Here is a 19,554-nt window from a genome sequence, read left to right on the forward strand (position 1 = left end):
GACGATGACGACCTCCGGCCGCGCGTTCGACGCCGTACTGAGTGACCTCGACGGCGTGATCCGCTTCTACGACATGGAGCAGCTGGAGCAATTGGAAGCCGAGAGCGGGCTGCCACGAGGCAGCACCGCCGAGATAGCCTTCGCGCCCGAGACGGATCTGCCGCTCATGCGCGGCGAGATCACCAAGGAGCAGTGGATCGACTCCATCGCCCGTGGCCTCGCCGACCGGGTCCCGTGGGATCGGGGACGCGTGCTCGGGACGACGCTGGCGGAGACCAAGTTCCGGGCGGACGACGCGGTGGTCGGGCTGCTCCGGCAGGTCCGCGCGGCCGGGCTGCCGGTCCTGCTGGTGACGAACGCGACGCCCTGGCTGGCCGACGACCTGGCGCTGCTCGGCCTCGCCGGCGGCCCGGGCGACGGTGTCTTCGACGCCGTGATCAGCAGCGCCGACCTCGGCGTCACCAAGCCCGACCGCCGCATCTACGAAGTGGCGGCGGAACGGGCCGGAGTCGCCCCCGGCCGCTGCCTGTTCGTGGACGACCGCGAGGAGAACGTCACGGCGGCCGAGGCGCTGGGGATGACCGGCCTGCTCTACCGCGAACCGGCCGACCTGCGGGCGGCGTTGACACCGCTTCTGTGACGCTCTGGAACGTTCACTACTGTTCTCCCCAGCACCACGTGGGCGCACGTGGACGTGAGGGACGGGGAACGGGAGAAGCGCAGTGGACGTCAACGTATCGGCCGAGGCCGGCCTGGCCGCGCGTTTCGAGGAGCACAGGCCCCGGCTGAACGCGGTCGCGTACCGCATGCTCGGATCGCTCAGCGAGTCGGAGGACGCGGTCCAGGAGGCGTGGTTCCGGCTCAGCCGCACCCAGAACGCAGCCGCAGCCGCAGCCGCGACAGCGACCGCAGCCGCAGGCGCGGATGCAGCGGCAGGCGCAGCGGCGTCGGGGACCGGTGAGGGCGCGGGCGAGGTGCGCAACCTCGGCGCCTGGCTGACGACCGTCGTCGGCCGGGTCTGCCTGGACCTGTTGCGCTCGCGGCAGTCGCGGCGCGAAGAGTCCCTGGACGTCTCCCTGGAGACGCACGTGCCGGACCCGGTCGTCAGCCGCGCGGACGTGGTAGATCCCGAACAGGAGGCGCTGCGCGCCGACTCGGTGGGCCTCGCGCTGCTCGTCGTACTGGAGACCCTCGCGCCCGCGGAGCGGCTCGCGTTCGTGCTGCACGACATGTTCGCCGTGCCGTTCGACGAGATCGCGCTCATCGTGGAGCGCACGCCCGCCGCGACCCGGCAGCTGGCCAGCCGGGCCCGCCGCCGCGTGCAGGGCTCGGCGCCGGCCCACGAGAGGGACGTCGCCAAGCAGCGCGAGGTCGTCGAGGCCTGGACGGCCGCCACGAAGGCGGGCGACTTCGACGCGCTGCTCGAACTCCTCGACCCCGACGTCGTGTTGCGCTCGGACACCGGCGAGCTGTCCTCGGGCCTGTCGAAGCTGGTGCGGGGCGCGGCGACGGTGGCCGCACAGGCGGCGATGTTCGCCCGGCTGGCCGTGCATCAGCACGTCGTGCTCGTCAACGGCCTGCCCGGACTGGTCGCGGCCCCGGGCGGCGACGTGTTCTCCCTCGGCTCCTTCACCGTCGTCGACGGCAAGATCGTGGAGATCAACATCATCGCCGACCCGGAGCGGCTGCGGAACCTGCGGCTCCCGCCGCTTCCGCCGTTCCCGCCGCTCGACGCCTGAGCCTCCGGCCCCTCAGGCGGGCGTCCTGCGCACCACCCGCAGGAGGTACTCCTTGCGGTGGAGCGGATCGTGGTCGGTCCGCTCACGCGTCGGGGCCGGGCCGCGCACCGGTTCGTAGTGGTCGAAGGCGGACTCCGACTCGCCCTCGCCGCGCGTGAGTCCCGGCAGCAGCTGCTCCAGCGCGTGCACGTGCCGCGCGGGGATGTCACCTTCCAGGCGGTACGAGGCTCCGCTCGTCGCCTGGGTGTGCGGTACCGCCCGCAGCCGGGCGAGGGCGGGCTGCACCGCCCCGACCGTGTCGGCGGGCACGTCGAGCCGGAAGCGGTGCATCGGCTGGTGCACCACCGTGCCCGCCTGGCGCAGCGCGTCCATCAGGACCAGCGGCGTCAGGTTGCGGAAGTCCCCGGCGGTGCTCGACATGCTCTTGTCGAAGGTGCCGTGCGCGTGGCTCTGGCGCGGCCAGTAACCGGCGCGCGTCATCGTGACCGCGCAGTCGGGGACGCGCCAGCCATACAAACCCTGATGCAGCGTCTCCCGGACGGTCTCCTCGACGGCACGGAAGAACGCGTACGGCATCGAACCGAGCTCGACGCCGAGCCGGAACGTCACCCCCGCCCCGACCGGCGCGGGCTCGACGCGCAACCCGACCGTGGCGAGGAACGGGTTGGGCTCCTTGTCGCCGATCTCGAACGCCTCGCCCGTGCCGACGACCCGCTCCACGCAGATCGTCGTCGTCTCGCGGAAGGAGACGCCCAGACCGAAGTCCTCGGCGAGCGTCGCCTGGATGACCTCCTTCTGCACCTCTCCGTAGAGCGACACCGACACTTCCTGGCGGACGGTGTCCTGCCGCAGGTCGATCAGCGGGTCCTGCTCGGCGAGCTGCGTGAGCGCGACGTGCAGGGCGCCCCGGTCGGCGGGGCGCAGCGGGGTCACGACCGTCTCCAGGGTGGGCGGCGCGAAGAACCGGCCACCGAGGGCCGCGCCCTTGGTCGGTACGCCGATCACGTCGCCGATCCTGACGTCGCCCAGCCCCCAGAGCCTGCCGATCCGCCCCGCGCGGACCTCGGCGCGGCGCACGTCCGTGCCCTGGTCGAAGACGCTGACGGCGGTGACCTTGCTTTCGCGGCGGCCGTCGGCCCCGCCACCCGCCGTGCCGTCTGTGACGCCCGTGATGCCGACGCGGTCACGCGTGCGGATGGTCCCCGAGAACACGCGTACGTACGCGATCTTCTCCCCGGCGCTCCCGCGCTCGACCTTGAACACGCTCCCGGAGAGCGGGCCTTCGGCGCGCCCGGCGGCCGAGGGCAGCAACTCACGGATCCCGTCCACCAGTTCCCTCACCCCCGCGCCCGTCACCGCCGAACCGAAGTAGACGGGGTGCACCACGGCCTGCCCGGTCTGCCGGGCCAGTTCGGCGCGCAGGCGGTCGTAGGAGAGGGACGAGGCGTCGTCCACGTACGCCGTGAGCAGCGCGTCGTCGTGCCCGGCGAGCAGTTCGGTCAGCCGGGCGGGGAACCCGCTGCCCTCGGCGCCGTCCGAGCTGAAGGGGGTGAAGTGCGCCTTGCGTGTGCCGATGTCCGTGACCGTGCCCATCGGAACGATGTCGGGGGTGAGCCGCTCGGCGATGTGCTTCAGGACGCCGTCGTACCGGGCGCCGCTGCGGTCCGTCTTGTTCACGAAGATCAGGGTGGGGACGCGCAGCCGCCGCAGGGTGCGCAACAGGACGCGGGTCTGCGCCTGCACGCCCTCCACCGCGGAGACCACGAGCACGGCGCCGTCGAGCACGCTCAGGACCCGCTCCACCTCGGCGATGAAGTCCGGGTGACCGGGGGTGTCGATGAGGTTGACCGTGACGCCCTCGCCGGAGCCCTCCGGGGCCTTGACGGTGTTCGGGGCCTCGATGGCGTGCGGGGCCTCGATGGTGAAGGAGACGACCGCGGATTTGATCGTGATGCCGCGCTGCCGCTCCAGAGCGAGCGAGTAGGTCCACGTGTTCCCGTCGTCGACGCGGCCGATCTCGTCGATGACCCCGGCGGCGTGCAGGAGCCGCTCGGTCAGGCTGGTCTTACCGGCGTCGATGTGGGCGAGGATGCCCAGGTTCAGGGTGTGTGGAGCAGGAGAACGCACGTACCGTCATGTCCTTTGAAGAGAGGTGACTTTCCTCGGGGCGGGACATGCGCGAACGCCGCATTTGCTGCTCCTTCGTCGACTGCGCCGGTCTCTCTCCGGCCGGCTCTCGCCAGTGCAGCAGGGGGCCGTCACAGGCGGCAAGTGATTAACCCATTCGGCCGAATCCGGCCCCGACTCCCACCCTGGCCCCGGCCCAGCGCCCCGTACCGACCGCTTCGATCCCTCGGCGCCCCGCCATCCGGAGCACCAGCGCCGCGTACCCGCAGAGCATCACGACGTCGACGCAGACCGACATCCAGTCCATGTCGGCGGCCGTCTCCTCGGAGGCGAGCGCGCCGACGATCGCGGCCGAAACCCCCATGGCCAGCAAGTTGTTGAGCAAGTGCAGCCCGATGGCCGCCTCAAGGCCGCCCGTACGCACCGTCAGCAGGCCCGCGACCAGCCCGAACACCACCAGGTCCGCGAACCCCCACGGCGTGCCCCAGCCGTGGGCCGCGGCGAACAGCGGTGCCTGGGGCAGGACCGCCACCCACGGGGAGCGGAGCCACGCGCCGACCGCCTGGGTGAGCCAGCCCCGGAACACGTACTCCTCGGCCGCCGCCTGCAACGGCACCAGAACGCACACCATCGCGAGGCCGACCAGGAAGTCGGGGAGTCCGATCCACCGCATGTCGTCCGTGCCGTCGCCCGCCGGGGAGGGCAGCAGCATCATGACCCCGAACGCACCCGCGATCAGGGGCAGCCCCATCGCCACGCACCGCCCGAGCCAGGCCCACCGCAGCCGCCCGACGACCGACGACACCGTCCCGGCCGGGCGCCGCTGCGCCCAGCGGGCGGCGAGCAGCACGACGGGCAGCAGCAGCGCGAGGGAGAGCAGGGCAAGGCCTGTCTCCCCGATGCCGCCCCACACCCGGAACCCGTCCGCGTCCACCGGCCGGTCGAGCAGCGCTCCCGTCACCTGACTGCCGAGCAGGACGAGCAGCATGACGGCGACGCCACCGGCCAGCACCAGGGCGGTGCCCGCGAGGGGGCGCCACCAGCGGTGACGTCCGGTGATCAGCGCGAGGCGGTGGTAGGGGAGGGGCGGGGGAGCCATCGGGGGGTGGTGGGGGCCGGGGTACGGGGCGAACTGGGGGTAAGCGTGCGGGGACGGGGGCGGTGTGAAGTGGGGGTACGCGTGCGGGGGCGACGGGGGCGGTGCGAACGGATCGGGGGAAGGCCCGGCCGGGAAGGGCGGCGGCGTATCGGTCATGCACCTCAGCATTCCGGCAGAGGAGGGCCAGGACGTCGGCCGCCGGCAGGATCACGCTCTCCACCCTGGGATAGAGCCGGGTCGAGCCGCGCCCCCGCCGGGCCCGGGCGCAGGCCGTCGCGGTACCGCCCCTCCGTATCATCGGAGCCCATATGGAGGGGATACGGAACTGGCTGCTGCCCGCCTTGCTGGCGGTCCAGCAGCTGGCCTACTGGCCGGGACGCGCGCTGCGGGACGGGGACCAGACCGGCGCCGCGCAGCTCACGGGGGCGCTGATCGTCGCGGTCGCCGTCACCGCGGGGCTCGGCGTGCGCCGAAGCCGGCCGGTGGTCGCCGCGATCGTCGTCGAGGCGGGCCTGGTGGGCGGGCTGCTTCTGCCCGAGGACGCGACGCTGCTGCACTCGCTGGCCGTGCCGGTGACCCTGTACTCCGTGGTGGTGCGCCGACCGATGCGGACGGCCGCCCTGCTAGGGGCCGTTCTGGTCGTCGCGGAGGCGGTCCGCGCGGCGGTGCTCTACCACTCCGTGGCCGAGGTCGGCGGCGAGACCCTCATCAACTGCGCGCTCTTCCTGACCGTCCTGGGCCTCGGTCGCAGCCGCCGCCGCTGGCTCGCCGGACGCCGGGCCGCCGCACGGGACCTGGCGCGGGCGGAGGCCGAACGGAGCCGCGCCGCCGGAACCGAACGCCTGCGCCTCGCCCGCGAACTGCACGACGTCAGCGCCCACCACCTCACCTCCGTCGTCGTCACGGCGGACGCGGCGCTGCGGCTCGGCGGCCGCAGGCCGGAACTGTCGGCACAGGCCCTCGCGTTCGCGGCGGACAGCGGCCGCGAGACGCTGGCGGCGCTGCACCGTCTCGTCGCCGTGATGCGGAGCTCCGCGGCCGACGAGGAGAGCGGCATCCAGGAGCGCGTGGGTGAACTGGCCGACGGCTTCGCCCGCCTGGGCCTGCGCCCCGCCGTCGACGTGACACCGGACCTCGCGGCCCTGACCGGCCCGGCCGCCGACGCGGCCTTCGGCATCGTCCGCGAGGCCCTCACCAACGCCCTGCGCTACGCCCCCGGGGCCGCGGTACGCGTACGGATCGGCGTCTTCGAACGTGATGGCGCGGTGGACCTCACGGTCGAGGACGACGGGGCGGCCGCGGGCGCCCCGTCCGACGCGTCCGCCTCCGGGCCCCGGCAGCGGCTGGGGTCGGGCCGGGGCGCCGCGGGCATGCGGGAGCGCGCCGCCGCGCTCGACGGCACCCTGGAGGCGGGGCCGCGCGCCGACGGCCCCGGCTGGTCGGTGCGGGCACGGCTGCCGCACACCGCGGCCCCGCCGCGCCACCACGCCGCGCGCCACCGGGCCCTGCGCGGCCTCGATCCGGCGGACGGGGCGACCGTGCTCGCCGTCGCCTCGCTACCGGTCTTCGCCGTCCTCGCGGAGAGCCCCGGTGACACGGCCCTGGCCTGCGCGCCCGCCGTCGTCCACGCGCTGCCGCTGCTGTGGCGGCGCCGGGCGCCCTGGGCGGCGCTGTGCGCGGTCCTGGCCACGGCCTGGTTCACGCCGCTCGGGGTCGCCTTCGGGGTCGTCTCGCCCGCGGTGGGGCTCTGCCTGGCGGTGGCCGGGGGAGTGGCGGAGTGCGTGGCCGTGCACGCCGTAGGCGCCTTCGCGGGGCCGGCGCGGGGCACCTGGACCGCCGTGGTGGTGGGGGCGGGCGGGCTGTCCCTGTCGTCGCTCGCGCTGGCGGTGGCCGACGGTATGGCGGAACTCGAACAGGGCGGCGGCGCCGGTCTGCTCGCGTTCCTGGCGTGCGTGCTCGGGGTGCTGTTCCTGTTCCCCCTGGCGGTGCCCTGGGCCATCGGCGCGCTGGTCCGTTCCCGACGCGAACGCATCAGGGCGATCGAGGACCACGCGCTCACCGAGACGGTCCGCTCGGCGGTCTTCGAGGCGTACGAGGAGCGCCGCCGTATCGCCACGGAGCTGCGCGGCGAGGTCGTACGGCACGCGGGCGGGGTGGTGGCGCGGGCCGAGGCGGGCGACCTCAAGGGCGTGGCGGACGAGGCGAGGTCGGGCCTTTCAGCCATGCGGGACCTACTGGCGACCCTGCGGGAGGCAACGGCCCCGGGCAACGCCCGCGGGGCGCGCATGCCGGAGGCGCCGTCTGGTGCCGCGGCGCCGCCCCTCGACGCCTCTGCGAGACGCGGCGTCGCAACAAGGCCCGACGTTGCTATGACACCCCACATCCCTACGAAGGCCTATATCCGTACGGCGGCCGAGAGCCCCAGGGAGGTACCCCCATCGCCATCGGGAACACCGGGAACACCGGGAACACCGGGAACACCGGGAACACCGGGAACACCGGGAACACCGGGAACGCCGAGAACGCCGAGAACGCCGACGGCGGAGCCGGCGAGGTGCGCGGTGAGGGAGTCGTCCGAGTGATGGTCGTCGACGATCAGGCCGTGGTCCGTGCCGGTTTCGCGGCGATCGTCGACGCGGAACCGGACCTGCACGTCGTGGCGGAGGCGCAGGACGGTGCTCAGGCCGTGCGGCTGGCCCGTGAACTCTCCCCGGACGTCGTCCTCATGGACATCCGCATGCCGGGCATGGACGGCCTGACGGCGACCCGCCTGCTCACCGCGGAGCCGGGGGTGGCGGTGCCGCGTGTCCTCGTCCTGACCACCTTCGACCAGGACGCGTACGTCCATGACGCCTTGCGCGCCGGGGCCTCCGGCTTCCTCCTCAAGGACGCGCTGCCCGAGGAGCTCCTCGCCGGCATTCGGGTCGTGGCCTCGGGCGAGGCCATGCTCGCGCCCACCGTCACCCGCCGCCTGATCGACGCCTTCGCCGACACGGCCCCCGCCCCGGACCCCGAACTCCTCACCTCACTCACGCCCCGCGAACGCGAGGTGCTGACCCTGGTGGCGGCGGGTCACACCAACGCGGAGATCGCCGACACCCTCGGCGTGACCACGGGCACGGTGAAGTCCCATGTCAACGCCCTGCTCGGCAAGTTGGGTCTGCGCGACCGCGTCCAGGCCACGATCCTCGCGTACGACCTGGGCCTGGCCCGCCCCCGGCGAGCAGCCGCACGGCATCGGTGACGATCGCCTCCGTCGGCCTACGATCACGGCGATGCGCCGGCATGGAGTGGGGCGATGGTGGACGGGCGTGGGTCGCGCAGATGGTCGTTGCACCGGTCTGACCGCCGACCGCCGACCGCCCGCCCTGGGCGTCGCCTTGGGTGGCGCGGCCTGCGGGCTCTACGCGCTGACGCAGGGCCGGGCGGTGCCCCACCTGGTCACCGCGGCCGTCCTCTTCGCCCTGGCCGTCACCGCACCGGCACTGGTGTGGTGGCACCGACGCGGCTCCGGGCGCCGACCGGGCCACGGTCACCAGGCATGATCGAAGAACTGACAGCTGGCGATGGGGTGCGACGGTCGGGATCGGGTGCCCTGCGGACGGTGTGCCGACTGCGGCCGTGCTGCACTGGGCTCGCAGCAAGCTGCGCGAAGCCGTACAACGTCCGTCCGGACATCGACGCGGCGACCGAGAAGATTGCCCCCGCGATCAGATCGTGGGCGGCCGGTTCGTTGATGGGAACTCTGACGGTGCTCGCGTGAGGGGAACTCTCTCGGTGTTCGCGTCGGGCAACCGCGCGGACATCAAGCAGGTGCCGAAGCCACGGCGCCTACTGGTGCGCAGGGTGTGGCCTCGCCGCCCTACCCCGGACCGCCCTACGACGCGGCGTTCGCGACGCCGGGCGGCGAGGTCTGCGGCTGCGGCATCCCCCCTGACCTCCCGGGGGCAGACCTCAGGGCCGCCGGCGACCATCTGCCGGTGCCGACGGCCCTGCGGGTCCCGGCCCCGGGATAACGGCCTACGGGCGCTGCTTCACCCGGTCGACGACCCCCCAGTCCACTACGTGCGACAGCTGGACGTACTTCTTCTTCCCGGAAGCCGAGATCCGCTCGTCCCGGAAGCCCAGGAATGCAAACGACGCCGGGTCGAAGATCAGATACTTGCCTTCGTATGACCCGCGCTCGGTATGGGCGATCCCCACCCCGGTCCGCCCGGCGGAGTCCTTCACTCCCGGGATCGTCTTGACGCCGGGCACAAGCGCCAGCGCCTCGTACGCCGCGGGGCGCATGGAGTCGCGTGTCACCGCCTCAGTTCAGCAGGAGGGCGGCGCACTGGAATTCGGCCTCCACCCAGTGTCGGCGGCACTGGAACCCGAAGGAGGCCAGATGTTGTACGAGCTCGTGCAGCTCGAATTTCTGGATCACGTCGTGGAGGAACGTCTCGTCCTCGGTGAAGTCGAGTGTCACGCCGAGCTGTTGGAGGATCACGCGCTGCCGGGTGGTGCTGCGGAGCTGGCCCTGGACTTGCCTGCGCGGGACGTCGTAGACGACGGTTGGCTCGAAGGAAGCGGGATCGAAGTCGGCGCCGTACGCGCTGTTGAGATGGGCCAGGGTGTTGAGAGCGAACATCCGGCGGACCGGCCGCTCCCCGGTGAAGCCGGCCTGGTATGCCTGGCGCACGGCTTCAAGGGGCTGGCACAGATCTACGCAGAGGAGTACGTGGTCGAGCGGGCCGCAGCAGGTTCGCAGGGCCTGGAGGAAGCGGGAACGCTCGGGGGGCGTCAGACAGTCGAACGTCCCGCCGAACATTGCCATGAGACGGCCGTGCCCGCGGCCCTGGAGCCAGGGCAGAGCAGCGGTGAAATCGCCGTGTACCGCGGTGACGCGGGCTTTCGGCCACCGGGCCGCGATACGACGGGCTGCGGTCTTCATCGGTTCGGGACTCACGTCGATCGCCGTGTACGCGCGAAGAAGGCCGTGCGTGTCCATGGCTGACAGGAGGATCTCCGACTTCTCCGCGCTGCCGGCGCCGAGGTCCACGAGCTCCGCGACGCCCGCCAGGCACGCCATCTCCTCCGCGTGGTCCCGCAGCAGCCTGCGCTCCGAACGGGGAGGGTAGTAGGCAGGCAGGCGGGTGATCTCCTCGAACAGCTCCGAGCCCGCGGCGTCGTACCCGTATCGGTGCGGGATCCGCCGAGGTCGTTCTGCGAGGCCGGCCCGCAGTTCTTGCTCCGCACCGCCAACGGAGTGGTGGTTCGGCGCGAGGACAACCTCGATGACATCGGACTCGGAAGCGTGCGTGGCCATGCGTCACTCCTGTGCTCGCGCCGCGTAGCCCCTGATCTTTCCTATCACCGCTTCTTTGGCGTCGCTCGTCGGGACGGGTGGCTGGCGAGGGCCATCGCCCCGGCGTGGGTGAGGGCGTCGGCGATGCCGCTGCCGTCATCACACCGCGGATCTACCCGCCTCTGTGGCCGGGCGAAGAAGACCGCACCCGGGCCGTCATGGACGCCGTTCTCGGCGGCCTGCGGACCGGGTGCGGACAGACAGGTAGGCAGCCAGACCCGCGAAAGCGCAGGTCAGGCGGCCTAGGCTGGGATCAAGCCTTCTTCGTCTCCCAGAAGATCTTGTCGATCTGGGCGATGTAGTCCAGCGCCTTCTGGCCCGTGGCCGGGTCCGTCGACGCCTTGGCGGCCGAGAGGGCCTTCAGGGTGTCGTTGACCAGCTGGTGCAGCTCCGGGTACTTCTCGAAGTGCGGGGGCTTGAAGTAGTCGCTCCAGAGCACCGACACGTGGTGCTTGGCGAGCTCGGCGCGCTGCTCCTTGATGACCGTGGCACGCGCCTGGTAGTGGGCGTCGTCGTTGCCGGCCATCTTCTCCTGCACGGCCTTGACGGACTCCGCCTCGATGCGGGCCTGGGCCGGGTCGTACACGCCGCAGGGCAGGTCGCAGTGGGCGCTGACCTTTACCTTGGGGGCAAACAGGCGGGAAAGCATGGAGCTGTCCTCCTCGTGATCGTCTTCTCAAGGGGGGACATTACTCCGTGAGAGGCCGGTTTTCGCGAGTGCCCCCATGGGCTTAGGACAAAAGTCCAGGGTCAGACTGGGACTGGTGGAGGATAGGACCGGGGAGGTGCCGGTGATGCCGGAGCTGTCGCAGGAGAGCGAGCGCGGAAGGGCCGTCCTGCCGTGGGGCGCGGCGGAGGTGACGGGTCCTTCGATGGTGCCCACGCTGCATCACGGGGACCGGCTGCTCGTCCGGTGGGGCGGGCGGGTCCGCCCGGGGGACGTGGTGATCCTGCGCCATCCGTTCCAGCAGGACCTGTTGGTCGTCAAGCGCGCCAAGGAGCGGCGCGGGGGCGGCTGGTGGGTGCTCGGCGACAACGCGTTCGCCGGTGGGGACAGTACGGACTACGGGGTCGTCCCCGAGGAGCTCGTCCTGGGGAGGGTGCGGTTCCGCTACCGGCCGCCCGCGTCCGGGCGGCGCTCGCCGCTGGAGCTGGCGCGCTGGGCGGTCTCCGCCGTGCGGCCGGTGCTCGCCGAGCGCTCCGTCTCCAGGCGCTTGCGGGCGCGGTAGGCGGCGACGTTGGCACGGGTCGCGCAGCGGTCCGAGCAGTAGCGCCGGGAGCGGTTGGTCGACGTGTCGAGGTAGGCGTTGCGGCACGGCGCCGCCTCGCAGAGCCCGAGGCGGTCCACGCCGTGCTCGGTGAGGTGGAAGGCGAGGCCCATCGCGGCGATCGCGGCGTACCCCGCGGTGGCGTTCGAGGGGTGGTCCGCCAGGTGCATGTGCCACAGCGGGCGCCCGTCGTCGTCCCGGTGGTCGTGGCCCGAGATCTGCGGGCTCACCGGGAACTCCAGGAGCAGTGAGTTCAGCAGGTCGACCGCGAGCGTCTCGTCGCCGCCGTCCGCCGCCTCGAAGACCGCCCGGAGCCTGCCCCGTACGGACCGGAAGCGGGTGACGTCGGAGTCCGTGGCGCGGCGGGCCATCTGCGTGCTCGGCCCGAACAGCTCCCGGATCGCTTCGACCGAGGTCAGCGTGTCCTTGTTGCGGCCCGGCTCCTCGCTGTTGACCAGGCGTACGGCGTAGTCCGAGTAATAGGCCAGTTCCACTTGTAGTCCTTACGAGGGCGGGCTAGGGTCATCTCATCGGCCGGTAATAGCCGACTGCGGTACCAGGGTATTACGGAGTGGAGGGGTTCTGATGACGGAGACGGGGACCGGAGCCGAGACAGCGGCCGGGCGCGGCACCGACTGGCGCGCCTGGCAGGACAGCTGGGACCGGCAGCAGCAGTGGTACCTGCCCGACCGCGAGGAGCGGTTCCGGATCATGCTCGACATGGTCGAGGCCGTGGTCGGCCCCGCGCCGCGCGTGCTGGATCTGGCGTGCGGTACGGGAAGTATTACGGACCGGCTGCTCAAGAGGTTCCCGGACGCGACGAGCGTCGGCGTCGACCTCGACCCCGCGCTGCTGACCATCGCCGAGGGCACGTTCGCGGGCGACGACCGGGTCAGCTTCGTCACCGCCGACCTGAAGGACCCCGACTGGGTCGCCGCGCTGCCGCACGACTCGTACGACGCCGTGCTCACCGCGACGGCGTTGCACTGGCTGTTCAGCGAGCCGCTCGCCACTTTGTACGGGCAGGTCGCCGGGCTCGTCCGGGACGGTGGCGTCTTCATGAACGCCGATCACATGCCGGACCCGGCCACCCCGCGGCTGAACGCCGCCGAGAGTGCCTTGCGCCATCGGCGGATGGACCGGGCCAAGGCCGAGGGTGTCCTCGACTGGAAGGAGTGGTGGCAGCTCGCCGCCCAGGATCCGGTCCTTGCCGAGCCCACCGCCAAGCGGTTCGAGATCTACGGCGATCACGCGGACGGGGACATGCCGTCTGTGGAGTGGCATGCCCGTACGTTGCGTGAGGCGGGGTTCTCCGAGGCCCGTGCCGTGTGGGCGTCGCCGTCGGACGCGGTGGTTCTTGGTCTCAAGTAGCGGGACTTCGGCTGTGGGCCCGGTGGCGGCTTGTCGCGCCCGCGCGGCGGAGCCGCATATGTCACAGTCCCGCGCCCCTCGGAGCATGCCGAAGGGGTCGGTACGCGATGCGTACCGACCCCTTCGGCAACCGTTCGACCCAGCGGAGCGCTACAGCACCTTCGACAGGAAGGACTGCGTCCGTTCCTGCTGCGGGTTCGTCAGGACGTCGCGCGGGTTGCCCGACTCCACGACCACGCCGCCGTCCATGAAGACGAGGCTGTCGCCGACCTCGCGGGCGAAGCCCATCTCGTGCGTGACGACGACCATCGTCATGCCGGACTCCGCGAGGTCGCGCATGACGTCGAGGACGTCGCCGACCAGCTCCGGGTCGAGCGCCGACGTCGGCTCGTCGAACAGCATCAGCTTCGGGTCCATCGCCAGCGCGCGGGCGATCGCCACGCGCTGCTGCTGGCCGCCGGAGAGCTGCGAGGGGTAGTTGCCCGCCTTGTCGGCCAGGCCGACGCGTTCGAGCAGCTGCCCGGCACGCTCCCTGGCCTCGCTCTTGGCGATGCCCTTGACCTGGACCGGCGCCTCCATGACGTTCTCCAGCGCCGTCATGTGCGGGAAGAGGTTGAAGCGCTGGAAGACCATGCCGATGTCACGGCGCTTGAGGGCGACTTCGCTGTCCTTCAGCTCGTACAGCTTGTCCCCCTTCTGCCGGTAGCCGACCAGTTCCCCGTCGACGTACAGCCGTCCGGCGTTGATCTTCTCCAGGTGGTTGATGCAGCGCAGGAACGTCGACTTGCCGGAGCCGGACGGGCCGATGAGGCAGAAGACCTCACCCCCCTTGACCTCCAGGTCGATGCCCTTCAGAACCTCTACGTGACCGAAGGACTTGTGGACGCCCTCGGCCTTCACCATGGCGGTCATCAGCGCACTCCCGAGCGGTTGCCCAGCGACAACAGGTTGGCCTTGATCTTCTGGTACGGGGTGTCCGGCAAGGTGCGGGACGAGCCACGGGCGTAGTACCGCTCCAGGTAGAACTGCCCGACGCTGAGGATCGACGTCATGATCAGGTACCAGCAGGCGGCGAGCAGCAGCGTCTCCACCGTCGCGCCCGACGAGGTGCCGATGTCCTGGGCGTACTTGAGGAGCTCGTAGTACTGGACGGCCGCGACCAGCGACGTCGTCTTCAGCATGTTGATGAACTCGTTGCCCGTCGGCGGCACCACGACGCGCATCGCCTGCGGCAGCACCACGCGGCGCAGCGTCTTGTTGTGGCTCATGCCGAGGGCGTGCGAGGCCTCGGTCTGGCCCTCGTCGACCGAGAGCAGACCGGCGCGGCAGATCTCCGCCATGTACGCGGCCTCGTTGAGGCCGAGGCCGAGCAGCGCCGTCAGGAACGGCGTCATGAAGTCCGACCACTCGTCCTTGTAGACAGGACCGAGGTTGATGTAGTCGAACACGAAGCCGAGGTTGAACCAGACGAAGAGCTGGACCAGGACCGGCGTACCGCGGAAGAACCAGATGTAGAACCAGGCGATCGAGGAGGTCACCGGGTTCTTCGACAGGCGCATCACCGAAAGGATCACGCCACCCACGACGCCGATGAGCATCGAGAGGAAGGTGAGGACCAGGGTCTCGCGGACGCCCTTGAGGATGCGCTCGTCGAAGAAGTTGTCGGGGATCGCGCCCCAGTTGATGTCGCCCTGGGAGAAGGCGTAGACGATGGCGGCGAGGACGCCGATCGCGAGGACCGCGGCGATGTAGCGGCCGAAGTGCCGCACGGGGATGGCCTTGATGGCCTCCGCCTGCCGCGCCTTCGGGACGTCGTCCTCGGGGCCCTTCTTGGAGATGTCGGTGGTCACGTGCGTGGCCTTTCAGCGACTGGGGAGAGGGGGACGCGGTCACTTGCCGCCGTTGATCTTGGCTTCCTTGACCGCGCCGTCCTCGACGCCCCACTTCTTGATGATCTTTTCGTAGTCGCCGTTGGCGATGATCGCGTCGAGCGCGGCCTTGATCGCGTCGCGCAGCTCGGGGTTCTTCTTGGAGACCGCGATGCCGTACGGCGCCGCCTCCACCTGCTCGCCGACCAACTCGAAGTCCTTGCCGCCACCCGAGGTCTTCACCGCGTACGCGGCCACCGGGAAGTCGGACGAACCCGCGTCGGCGCCGCCGGAGCGCAGTCGGGTCTGGGCCTGCTGATCGTTGTCGTACTGCTCGATGGAGATCTTCTTGCCGCCCTTGCACTTCTTCGACTCGGCCTTGGCCAGGTCGTGCGAGACGGTGCCGCGCTGGAGGACGATCTCCTTGCCGCAGAGGTCGGCCCAGGTCTTGATGCCCTGGTCGTCGCCCTTCCTGGTGTAGATCGAGACGCCGGCGGTGAAGTAGTCGACAAAATCGACGCCGTCGCCGACCTTCTTGCCGGTCTCCTCGTCGATGCCCTCCTGACGGTTCTTGGTGTCCGTCATGGCCGACATCGCGATCTGGTACCGCTTGGAGCGCAGACCGCCGAGGAGGGTGTCGAAGGTGCCGTTCTCGAACTCGAACCTCACGCCGAGCTGCTTGCCCATCGCCTCGCCCAGGTCCGGGTCGATGCCCACGGTGTTGCCGGACTTGTCCTTGAACTCCACCGGCGGGTAGTTGATGTCGGACCCGACCTCGATGACGCCCTTGTCGCGGATGTCCTTGGGCAGCTTGTCGGCGAGCGGCGCGTCGACGACCGCGTTGCTCTCCTTGTCGTTGGTCTGGTCGCCACAGCCGGAGAGCAGCAGCGCACCGGCGACCGTGATCGCGCCGACCGCGGCAATCCGGGACTTCGCGGACTTATTCGCGGTCCTACGACAAATGGAGCTTGCGGTCATGGTGGGTCCTCCGGCGGATGAGGGAGTTGCCGATGAGTCGTGCACACACCTTCGGGTGTCGCGACCTCGTGTGATGACGGCATCTTGCCATTCGGACCGTCCGATTCTGGGTGCCGGAGATGTCAAAATCGGATAACGGGCCAGCCTCGAATGCTGACGGCCCGGTACAGCGCGGGCGTATGGGGCGCGGTGCGAATCACCGTTAACCGAGTGATATCCCGCGTATCTCGACATGTGGACTCCGGGTGCGGCCGGGCCGCCGCACGTCTCGTGGCCCGCGGAGGCGCGCCTCTACCCCGGCGCGGACCCGGCACCCCCCTTTCTGGCGCGTACTGCAACCAATGTCACTCGCCCGGGCCCACCGCCTTCGGGTAGAAAGGTGGGCTACACCCCTCATCCGGGGCTCAGGGCGCGTGTGCGGCGCGCCCGCGTGTCCGTACCTCCCTCCGCCGACAGGCGGGGAACGGACGCGGTGCCCGCCCACTTCTCAACCAGGAGTGGACACCCTCAACGAATGATTAAGACTTAAGGGGTCAGACAAGTGGCAGCGGAGATCGTCAATCCTCGCAGCGACAGCAGTACGGATCACGAGGGCTCCGCCGGTGCGGCCGAGCCCTTCGATCCGGCGTTTGCGCTGCATCGCGGCGGCAAGATGGCCGTGCAGGCCACCGTGCCGGTCCGCGACAAGGACGACCTGTCCCTCGCGTACACGCCCGGCGTCGCGAAAGTGTGCTCCGCGATCGCGGAGCGGCCGGAGCTCGTCCACGACTACACGTGGAAGTCGAACGTCGTCGCCGTCGTGACCGACGGCACGGCCGTGCTCGGGCTCGGGGACATCGGCCCCGAGGCCTCGCTCCCCGTCATGGAGGGCAAGGCCATCCTGTTCAAGCAGTTCGGCGGCGTCGACGCGGTGCCGATCGCGCTCGCGACGACCGACGCCGACGAGATCGTCGAGACCGTGGTGCGGCTCGCCCCGTCCTTCGGCGGCGTCAACCTGGAGGACATCTCGGCGCCCCGGTGCTTCGAGATCGAGCGCAAGCTCCAGGAGCGGCTGGACATCCCGGTCTTCCACGACGACCAGCACGGCACGGCCGTCGTGACGCTCGCGGCGCTGCGCAACGCGGCGAAGCTCACCGGGCGCACGCTCGGCGATCTGCGCGCCGTGATCTCCGGCGCCGGTGCCGCCGGTGTCGCCATCGCCAAGTTCCTGCTGGAGGCCGGGCTCGGTGACGTGGCGGTCGCGGACCGCAAGGGCGTCGTGAGCCGGGACCGGGACGACCTCACGCCGGTCAAGCGTGAGCTCGCCGAGCTGACGAACAAGGCGGGGCTGAGCGGGTCGCTGGAGTCCGCGCTCGCCGGCGCCGATGTCTTCATCGGCGTCTCGGGCGGCACCGTGCCGGAGCCGGCCGTCGCCTCCATGGCGCCGAACTCCTTCGTGTTCGCCATGGCCAACCCGAACCCCGAGGTCCACCCGGACATCGCGCACAAGTACGCGGCCGTGGTGGCGACCGGACGGTCGGACTACCCGAACCAGATCAACAACGTGCTGGCCTTCCCCGGCATCTTCGCCGGCGCCCTCCAGGTGCGCGCCTCGCAGATCACCGAGGGCATGAAGATCGCCGCCGCCGACGCCCTCGCGGACGTCGTCGGGGACGAGCTGTCCGCCGAGTACGTGATCCCGTCGCCGTTCGACGAGCGCGTCGCCCCGGCCGTGACGGCCGCGGTCGCCGCCGCCGCCCGCGCGGAGGGCGTCGCCCGCAGCTGACCGCCCGCCCGGCACTGACACACCGCGCCCCCTGCCGCACCTCGCGTACGGCAGGGGGCGCGGCTCGTGTCACAGTCGTACGTGGTTCCGCTCACAGTCGTACGTGGTTCCGCCACGGCCCGGCGGCGGCCTATGGTCGGCGGCATGTTCGCTGCATACGCCGCCCGTATCGACCGTGACCAGCCGCTCGCCGCCCTTGAGTTGGGGGAGCGTCCCGCCCCCGAGGCGCGCCCCGGCTGGTCGACCGTGAACGTCAGAGCCGCCTCCTTGAACCACCACGACCTGTGGTCGCTGCGCGGGGTCGGCCTCGACGAGGACAAGTTGCCGATGATCCTCGGCTGTGACGCGGCCGGGATCGACGAGGACGGCAACGAAGTCGTCCTGCACTCCGTCATCGGGCAGTCCGGGCACGGGGTCGGGCCCCGCGAGGGCCGCTCCATCCTCACGGAGAAGTACCAGGGCACCTTCGCCGAGCAGGTCGCCGTCCCCACCTGGAACGTGCTGCCCAAGCCGAAGGAGCTGTCCTTCGCCGAGGCGGCCTGCCTGCCGACCGCGTGGCTGACCGCGTACCGCATGCTCTTCACCAACGCCGGGGTGCGCCCCGGGATTCGGTCCTCGTGCAGGGCGCGGGCGGCGGCGTCGCCACGGCCGCGATCGTGCTCGGCAAGGCGGCGGGCCTGCGGGTCTTCGCCACCAGCCGTGACGAGGCCAAGCGGAAGCGGGCGCTGGAGCTCGGGGCGGTGGAGGCGGTCGAGTCGGGCGCCAGGCTGCCGCAGCGGGTCGACGCCGTCATCGAGACGGTGGGCGCGGCGACCTGGTCGCACTCGGTCAAGTCGCTGAAGCCGGGCGGCACCGTGGTGATCTCCGGGGCGACCAGCGGCGATCGCCCCTCGCACGCCGAGCTGACCCGGATCTTCTTCCTGGAGCTGAAGGTCGTCGGCTCGACGATGGGGACCAAGGACGAGCTGGAGGACCTGCTCGCCTTCTGCGCCGCCACGGGAGTACGGCCCGTCATCGACGAGGTCCTGCCGCTGGGCCGGGCGCGGGAGGGCTTCGAGCGGATGGAGTCCGGGGACCAGTTCGGCAAGATCGTGCTGGAGGTCTGAGCGGCCGCCGCCAACGCCTTCCCGGAGCCCTTCTGTCAACTGTGGTTGACGGAGGGGCCCTGTCAACGTAAGTTGACATGTATGACCGAAGCTACGGATCTCGCCGAGCGGGCGGGCGATCAGGACCCGCGGGTCGGGCTGCGTGCCGTCTCCGCGCTGCGGAAGCTGGTGGAGCGGCTGGAGGCCGTGCAGGTGCGCAGTGCGCGCCGGCACGGGTGGTCGTGGCAGGAGATCGCCGCGGAGCTCGGAGTGAGCAGGCAGGCCGTGCACAAGAAGTACGGGAGGCAGTGATGTTCGAGCGGTTCACCAAGGATGCCCGCGCGGTGGTGCTGGGCGCGGTCGAGCACGCCGGGCGGGGGAGCGCCGCGTCGGTGGACGACGGGCACATGCTGCTCGCGCTGCTCGACCGCGAGGCGAGCCGGGCGTCCTTCGTCCTTGCCGCACTCGGGGCCGCGCGCCAACGGGACTCCATCGAGGAGGCGCTGAGCGGGGCGCGGCGCCGAGGGGGCCTGTCGCAGGCCGACACGGACGCGCTGGCGGAGCTCGGTATCGACATGGCCGCGATCGTCTCCCGCGTCGAGGAGAGCCACGGGGAGGGTGCGCTGGACGGTGCCCGCGCCCGGGGGAAGCAGGGCGCGGGCGGGCGGGGCCGACTCGGCCGGGTGCCCTTCTCCCGCGAGGCCAAGGAAGCCTGGAGAAGTCCCTGCGCATCGCCACGGCCCGCCGTGACCGCCGCATCGGTGACGAGCACATCCTGCTCGCCCTCACCGCCCGCCCGGGAGTCGTCGCCGAGGTGCTCGCGGATCATGGGGTCACCCATGCGGCGGTGGATCGGGTGTTGGGGTGAGGTGACGGGGTGGGCGACGGGGTGGGTGGTGAGGTGGGT

18 protein-coding genes and 2 pseudogenes are annotated in these 19,554 nt (G+C 71.2%); 11 read left to right on the forward strand and 9 right to left on the reverse strand.

Annotated features, from left to right (window positions below; translation table 11 throughout):
- Positions 1-4: 4 nt before the first annotated feature.
- Positions 5-640, forward strand: coding sequence for an HAD family hydrolase (locus tag ACOBQB_RS35275; protein ID WP_423597715.1), 636 nt, complete (start codon positions 5-7; stop codon positions 638-640).
- An 82-nt stretch (positions 641-722) separates the two neighbouring features.
- Positions 723-1,739 carry a sigma factor gene (locus ACOBQB_RS35280; RefSeq protein WP_423597717.1) on the forward strand — a complete coding sequence of 339 codons (1,017 nt, stop codon included), beginning with the start codon at positions 723-725 and terminating at the stop codon, positions 1,737-1,739.
- A 12-nt stretch (positions 1,740-1,751) separates the two neighbouring features.
- On the opposite strand, the gene ACOBQB_RS35285 is transcribed toward ACOBQB_RS35280, so the two are convergent.
- Complete coding sequence (locus ACOBQB_RS35285) at positions 1,752-3,866, reverse strand: GTP-binding protein (protein WP_423597719.1); 2,115 nt, start codon at positions 3,864-3,866, stop codon at positions 1,752-1,754.
- A 148-nt stretch (positions 3,867-4,014) separates the two neighbouring features.
- A complete protein-coding gene (locus ACOBQB_RS35290) occupies positions 4,015-4,965 on the reverse strand; it encodes a lysostaphin resistance A-like protein (RefSeq protein ID WP_423597720.1) in 951 nt (316 codons plus the stop codon).
- Between the two features lie 308 nt (positions 4,966-5,273).
- On the opposite strand from ACOBQB_RS35290, the gene ACOBQB_RS35295 reads away from it, so the two are divergent.
- The 3 genes from ACOBQB_RS35295 (at position 5,274) to ACOBQB_RS35305 (ending at position 8,510) form a co-directional block, all read left to right on the forward strand.
- Positions 5,274-7,547, forward strand: a complete 2,274-nt coding sequence (locus ACOBQB_RS35295) for a sensor histidine kinase (RefSeq protein ID WP_423597722.1) — start codon at positions 5,274-5,276, stop codon at positions 7,545-7,547.
- A complete protein-coding gene (locus tag ACOBQB_RS35300) occupies positions 7,547-8,209 on the forward strand; it encodes a response regulator (protein WP_423597724.1) in 663 nt (220 codons plus the stop codon). The genes ACOBQB_RS35295 and ACOBQB_RS35300 overlap by 1 nt, the downstream gene beginning before the upstream one ends.
- 67 nt (positions 8,210-8,276) lie before the next feature.
- Entirely contained in the window at positions 8,277-8,510 is a 234-nt protein-coding gene (locus ACOBQB_RS35305; RefSeq protein ID WP_423597726.1) for a hypothetical protein, read from the forward strand.
- Between the two features lie 475 nt (positions 8,511-8,985).
- On the opposite strand, the gene ACOBQB_RS35310 is transcribed toward ACOBQB_RS35305, so the two are convergent.
- The 3 genes from ACOBQB_RS35310 to sodN all read right to left on the reverse strand — a co-directional run bounded on the left by ACOBQB_RS35310 (position 8,986) and on the right by sodN (position 10,961).
- Positions 8,986-9,270 carry a hypothetical protein gene (locus ACOBQB_RS35310; RefSeq protein WP_423597728.1) on the reverse strand — a complete coding sequence of 95 codons (285 nt, stop codon included), beginning with the start codon at positions 9,268-9,270 and terminating at the stop codon, positions 8,986-8,988.
- A 4-nt stretch (positions 9,271-9,274) separates the two neighbouring features.
- The gene (locus ACOBQB_RS35315) at positions 9,275-10,273 is read right to left on the reverse strand and encodes an L-histidine N(alpha)-methyltransferase (protein ID WP_423597730.1); all 999 of its coding nucleotides are present in this window, start codon (positions 10,271-10,273) and stop codon (positions 9,275-9,277) included.
- Positions 10,274-10,565: 292 nt separating this feature from the next.
- Positions 10,566-10,961, reverse strand: a complete 396-nt coding sequence (sodN, locus tag ACOBQB_RS35320) for a superoxide dismutase, Ni (protein ID WP_205038491.1) — start codon at positions 10,959-10,961, stop codon at positions 10,566-10,568.
- 145 nt (positions 10,962-11,106) lie between these two features.
- Here sodN and sodX point away from each other — a divergent pair, with 145 nt between their 5' ends.
- On the forward strand, positions 11,107-11,541 hold the full coding sequence (gene sodX, locus ACOBQB_RS35325) for a nickel-type superoxide dismutase maturation protease (RefSeq protein ID WP_423598973.1): 435 nt from the start codon (positions 11,107-11,109) through the stop codon (positions 11,539-11,541).
- On the opposite strand, the gene ACOBQB_RS35330 is transcribed toward sodX, so the two are convergent.
- Positions 11,424-12,074, reverse strand: a complete 651-nt coding sequence (locus tag ACOBQB_RS35330; protein WP_423597732.1) for a CGNR zinc finger domain-containing protein — start codon at positions 12,072-12,074, stop codon at positions 11,424-11,426. The two genes, sodX and ACOBQB_RS35330, sit on opposite strands and share 118 nt — an antisense overlap.
- Positions 12,075-12,165: 91 nt before the next feature.
- Between ACOBQB_RS35330 and ACOBQB_RS35335 the strand changes: the two genes are divergently transcribed.
- Positions 12,166-12,951 carry a class I SAM-dependent methyltransferase gene (locus tag ACOBQB_RS35335; RefSeq protein ID WP_423597734.1) on the forward strand — a complete coding sequence of 262 codons (786 nt, stop codon included), beginning with the start codon at positions 12,166-12,168 and terminating at the stop codon, positions 12,949-12,951.
- A 150-nt stretch (positions 12,952-13,101) separates the two neighbouring features.
- On the opposite strand, the gene ACOBQB_RS35340 is transcribed toward ACOBQB_RS35335, so the two are convergent.
- Genes ACOBQB_RS35340 through ACOBQB_RS35350 form a run of 3 tightly spaced genes read right to left on the reverse strand, consistent with a single transcriptional unit; the run spans position 13,102 to position 15,797 of the window.
- A complete protein-coding gene (locus tag ACOBQB_RS35340; protein WP_276573906.1) occupies positions 13,102-13,863 on the reverse strand; it encodes an amino acid ABC transporter ATP-binding protein in 762 nt (253 codons plus the stop codon).
- Positions 13,863-14,801, reverse strand: a complete 939-nt coding sequence (locus tag ACOBQB_RS35345; protein WP_423597737.1) for an amino acid ABC transporter permease — start codon at positions 14,799-14,801, stop codon at positions 13,863-13,865. The genes ACOBQB_RS35340 and ACOBQB_RS35345 overlap by 1 nt, the downstream gene beginning before the upstream one ends.
- Before the next feature lie 39 nt (positions 14,802-14,840).
- Complete coding sequence (locus ACOBQB_RS35350; RefSeq protein WP_423597739.1) at positions 14,841-15,797, reverse strand: ABC transporter substrate-binding protein; 957 nt, start codon at positions 15,795-15,797, stop codon at positions 14,841-14,843.
- 541 nt (positions 15,798-16,338) lie between these two features.
- Between ACOBQB_RS35350 and ACOBQB_RS35355 the strand changes: the two genes are divergently transcribed.
- The 4 genes and pseudogenes from ACOBQB_RS35355 to ACOBQB_RS35370 all read left to right on the forward strand — a co-directional run bounded on the left by ACOBQB_RS35355 (position 16,339) and on the right by ACOBQB_RS35370 (position 19,515).
- Positions 16,339-17,562 carry an NAD(P)-dependent malic enzyme gene (locus ACOBQB_RS35355; protein WP_423597741.1) on the forward strand — a complete coding sequence of 408 codons (1,224 nt, stop codon included), beginning with the start codon at positions 16,339-16,341 and terminating at the stop codon, positions 17,560-17,562.
- 144 nt (positions 17,563-17,706) lie between these two features.
- Positions 17,707-18,668 (forward strand): annotated as a pseudogene (locus ACOBQB_RS35360) (zinc-binding dehydrogenase).
- 81 nt (positions 18,669-18,749) lie between these two features.
- Positions 18,750-18,959 (forward strand): helix-turn-helix domain-containing protein, encoded by a 210-nt coding sequence (locus tag ACOBQB_RS35365; protein ID WP_423597743.1) that lies wholly within the window; start codon positions 18,750-18,752, stop codon positions 18,957-18,959.
- Positions 18,959-19,515: pseudogene (locus ACOBQB_RS35370) on the forward strand (Clp protease N-terminal domain-containing protein). Before ACOBQB_RS35365 ends, ACOBQB_RS35370 begins: the two are co-directional and overlap by 1 nt.
- The last annotated feature ends 39 nt before the right edge of the window (positions 19,516-19,554 follow it).

Source organism: Streptomyces sp. G5(2025), assembly GCF_049542075.1.
Classification (GTDB): domain Bacteria; phylum Actinomycetota; class Actinomycetes; order Streptomycetales; family Streptomycetaceae; genus Streptomyces.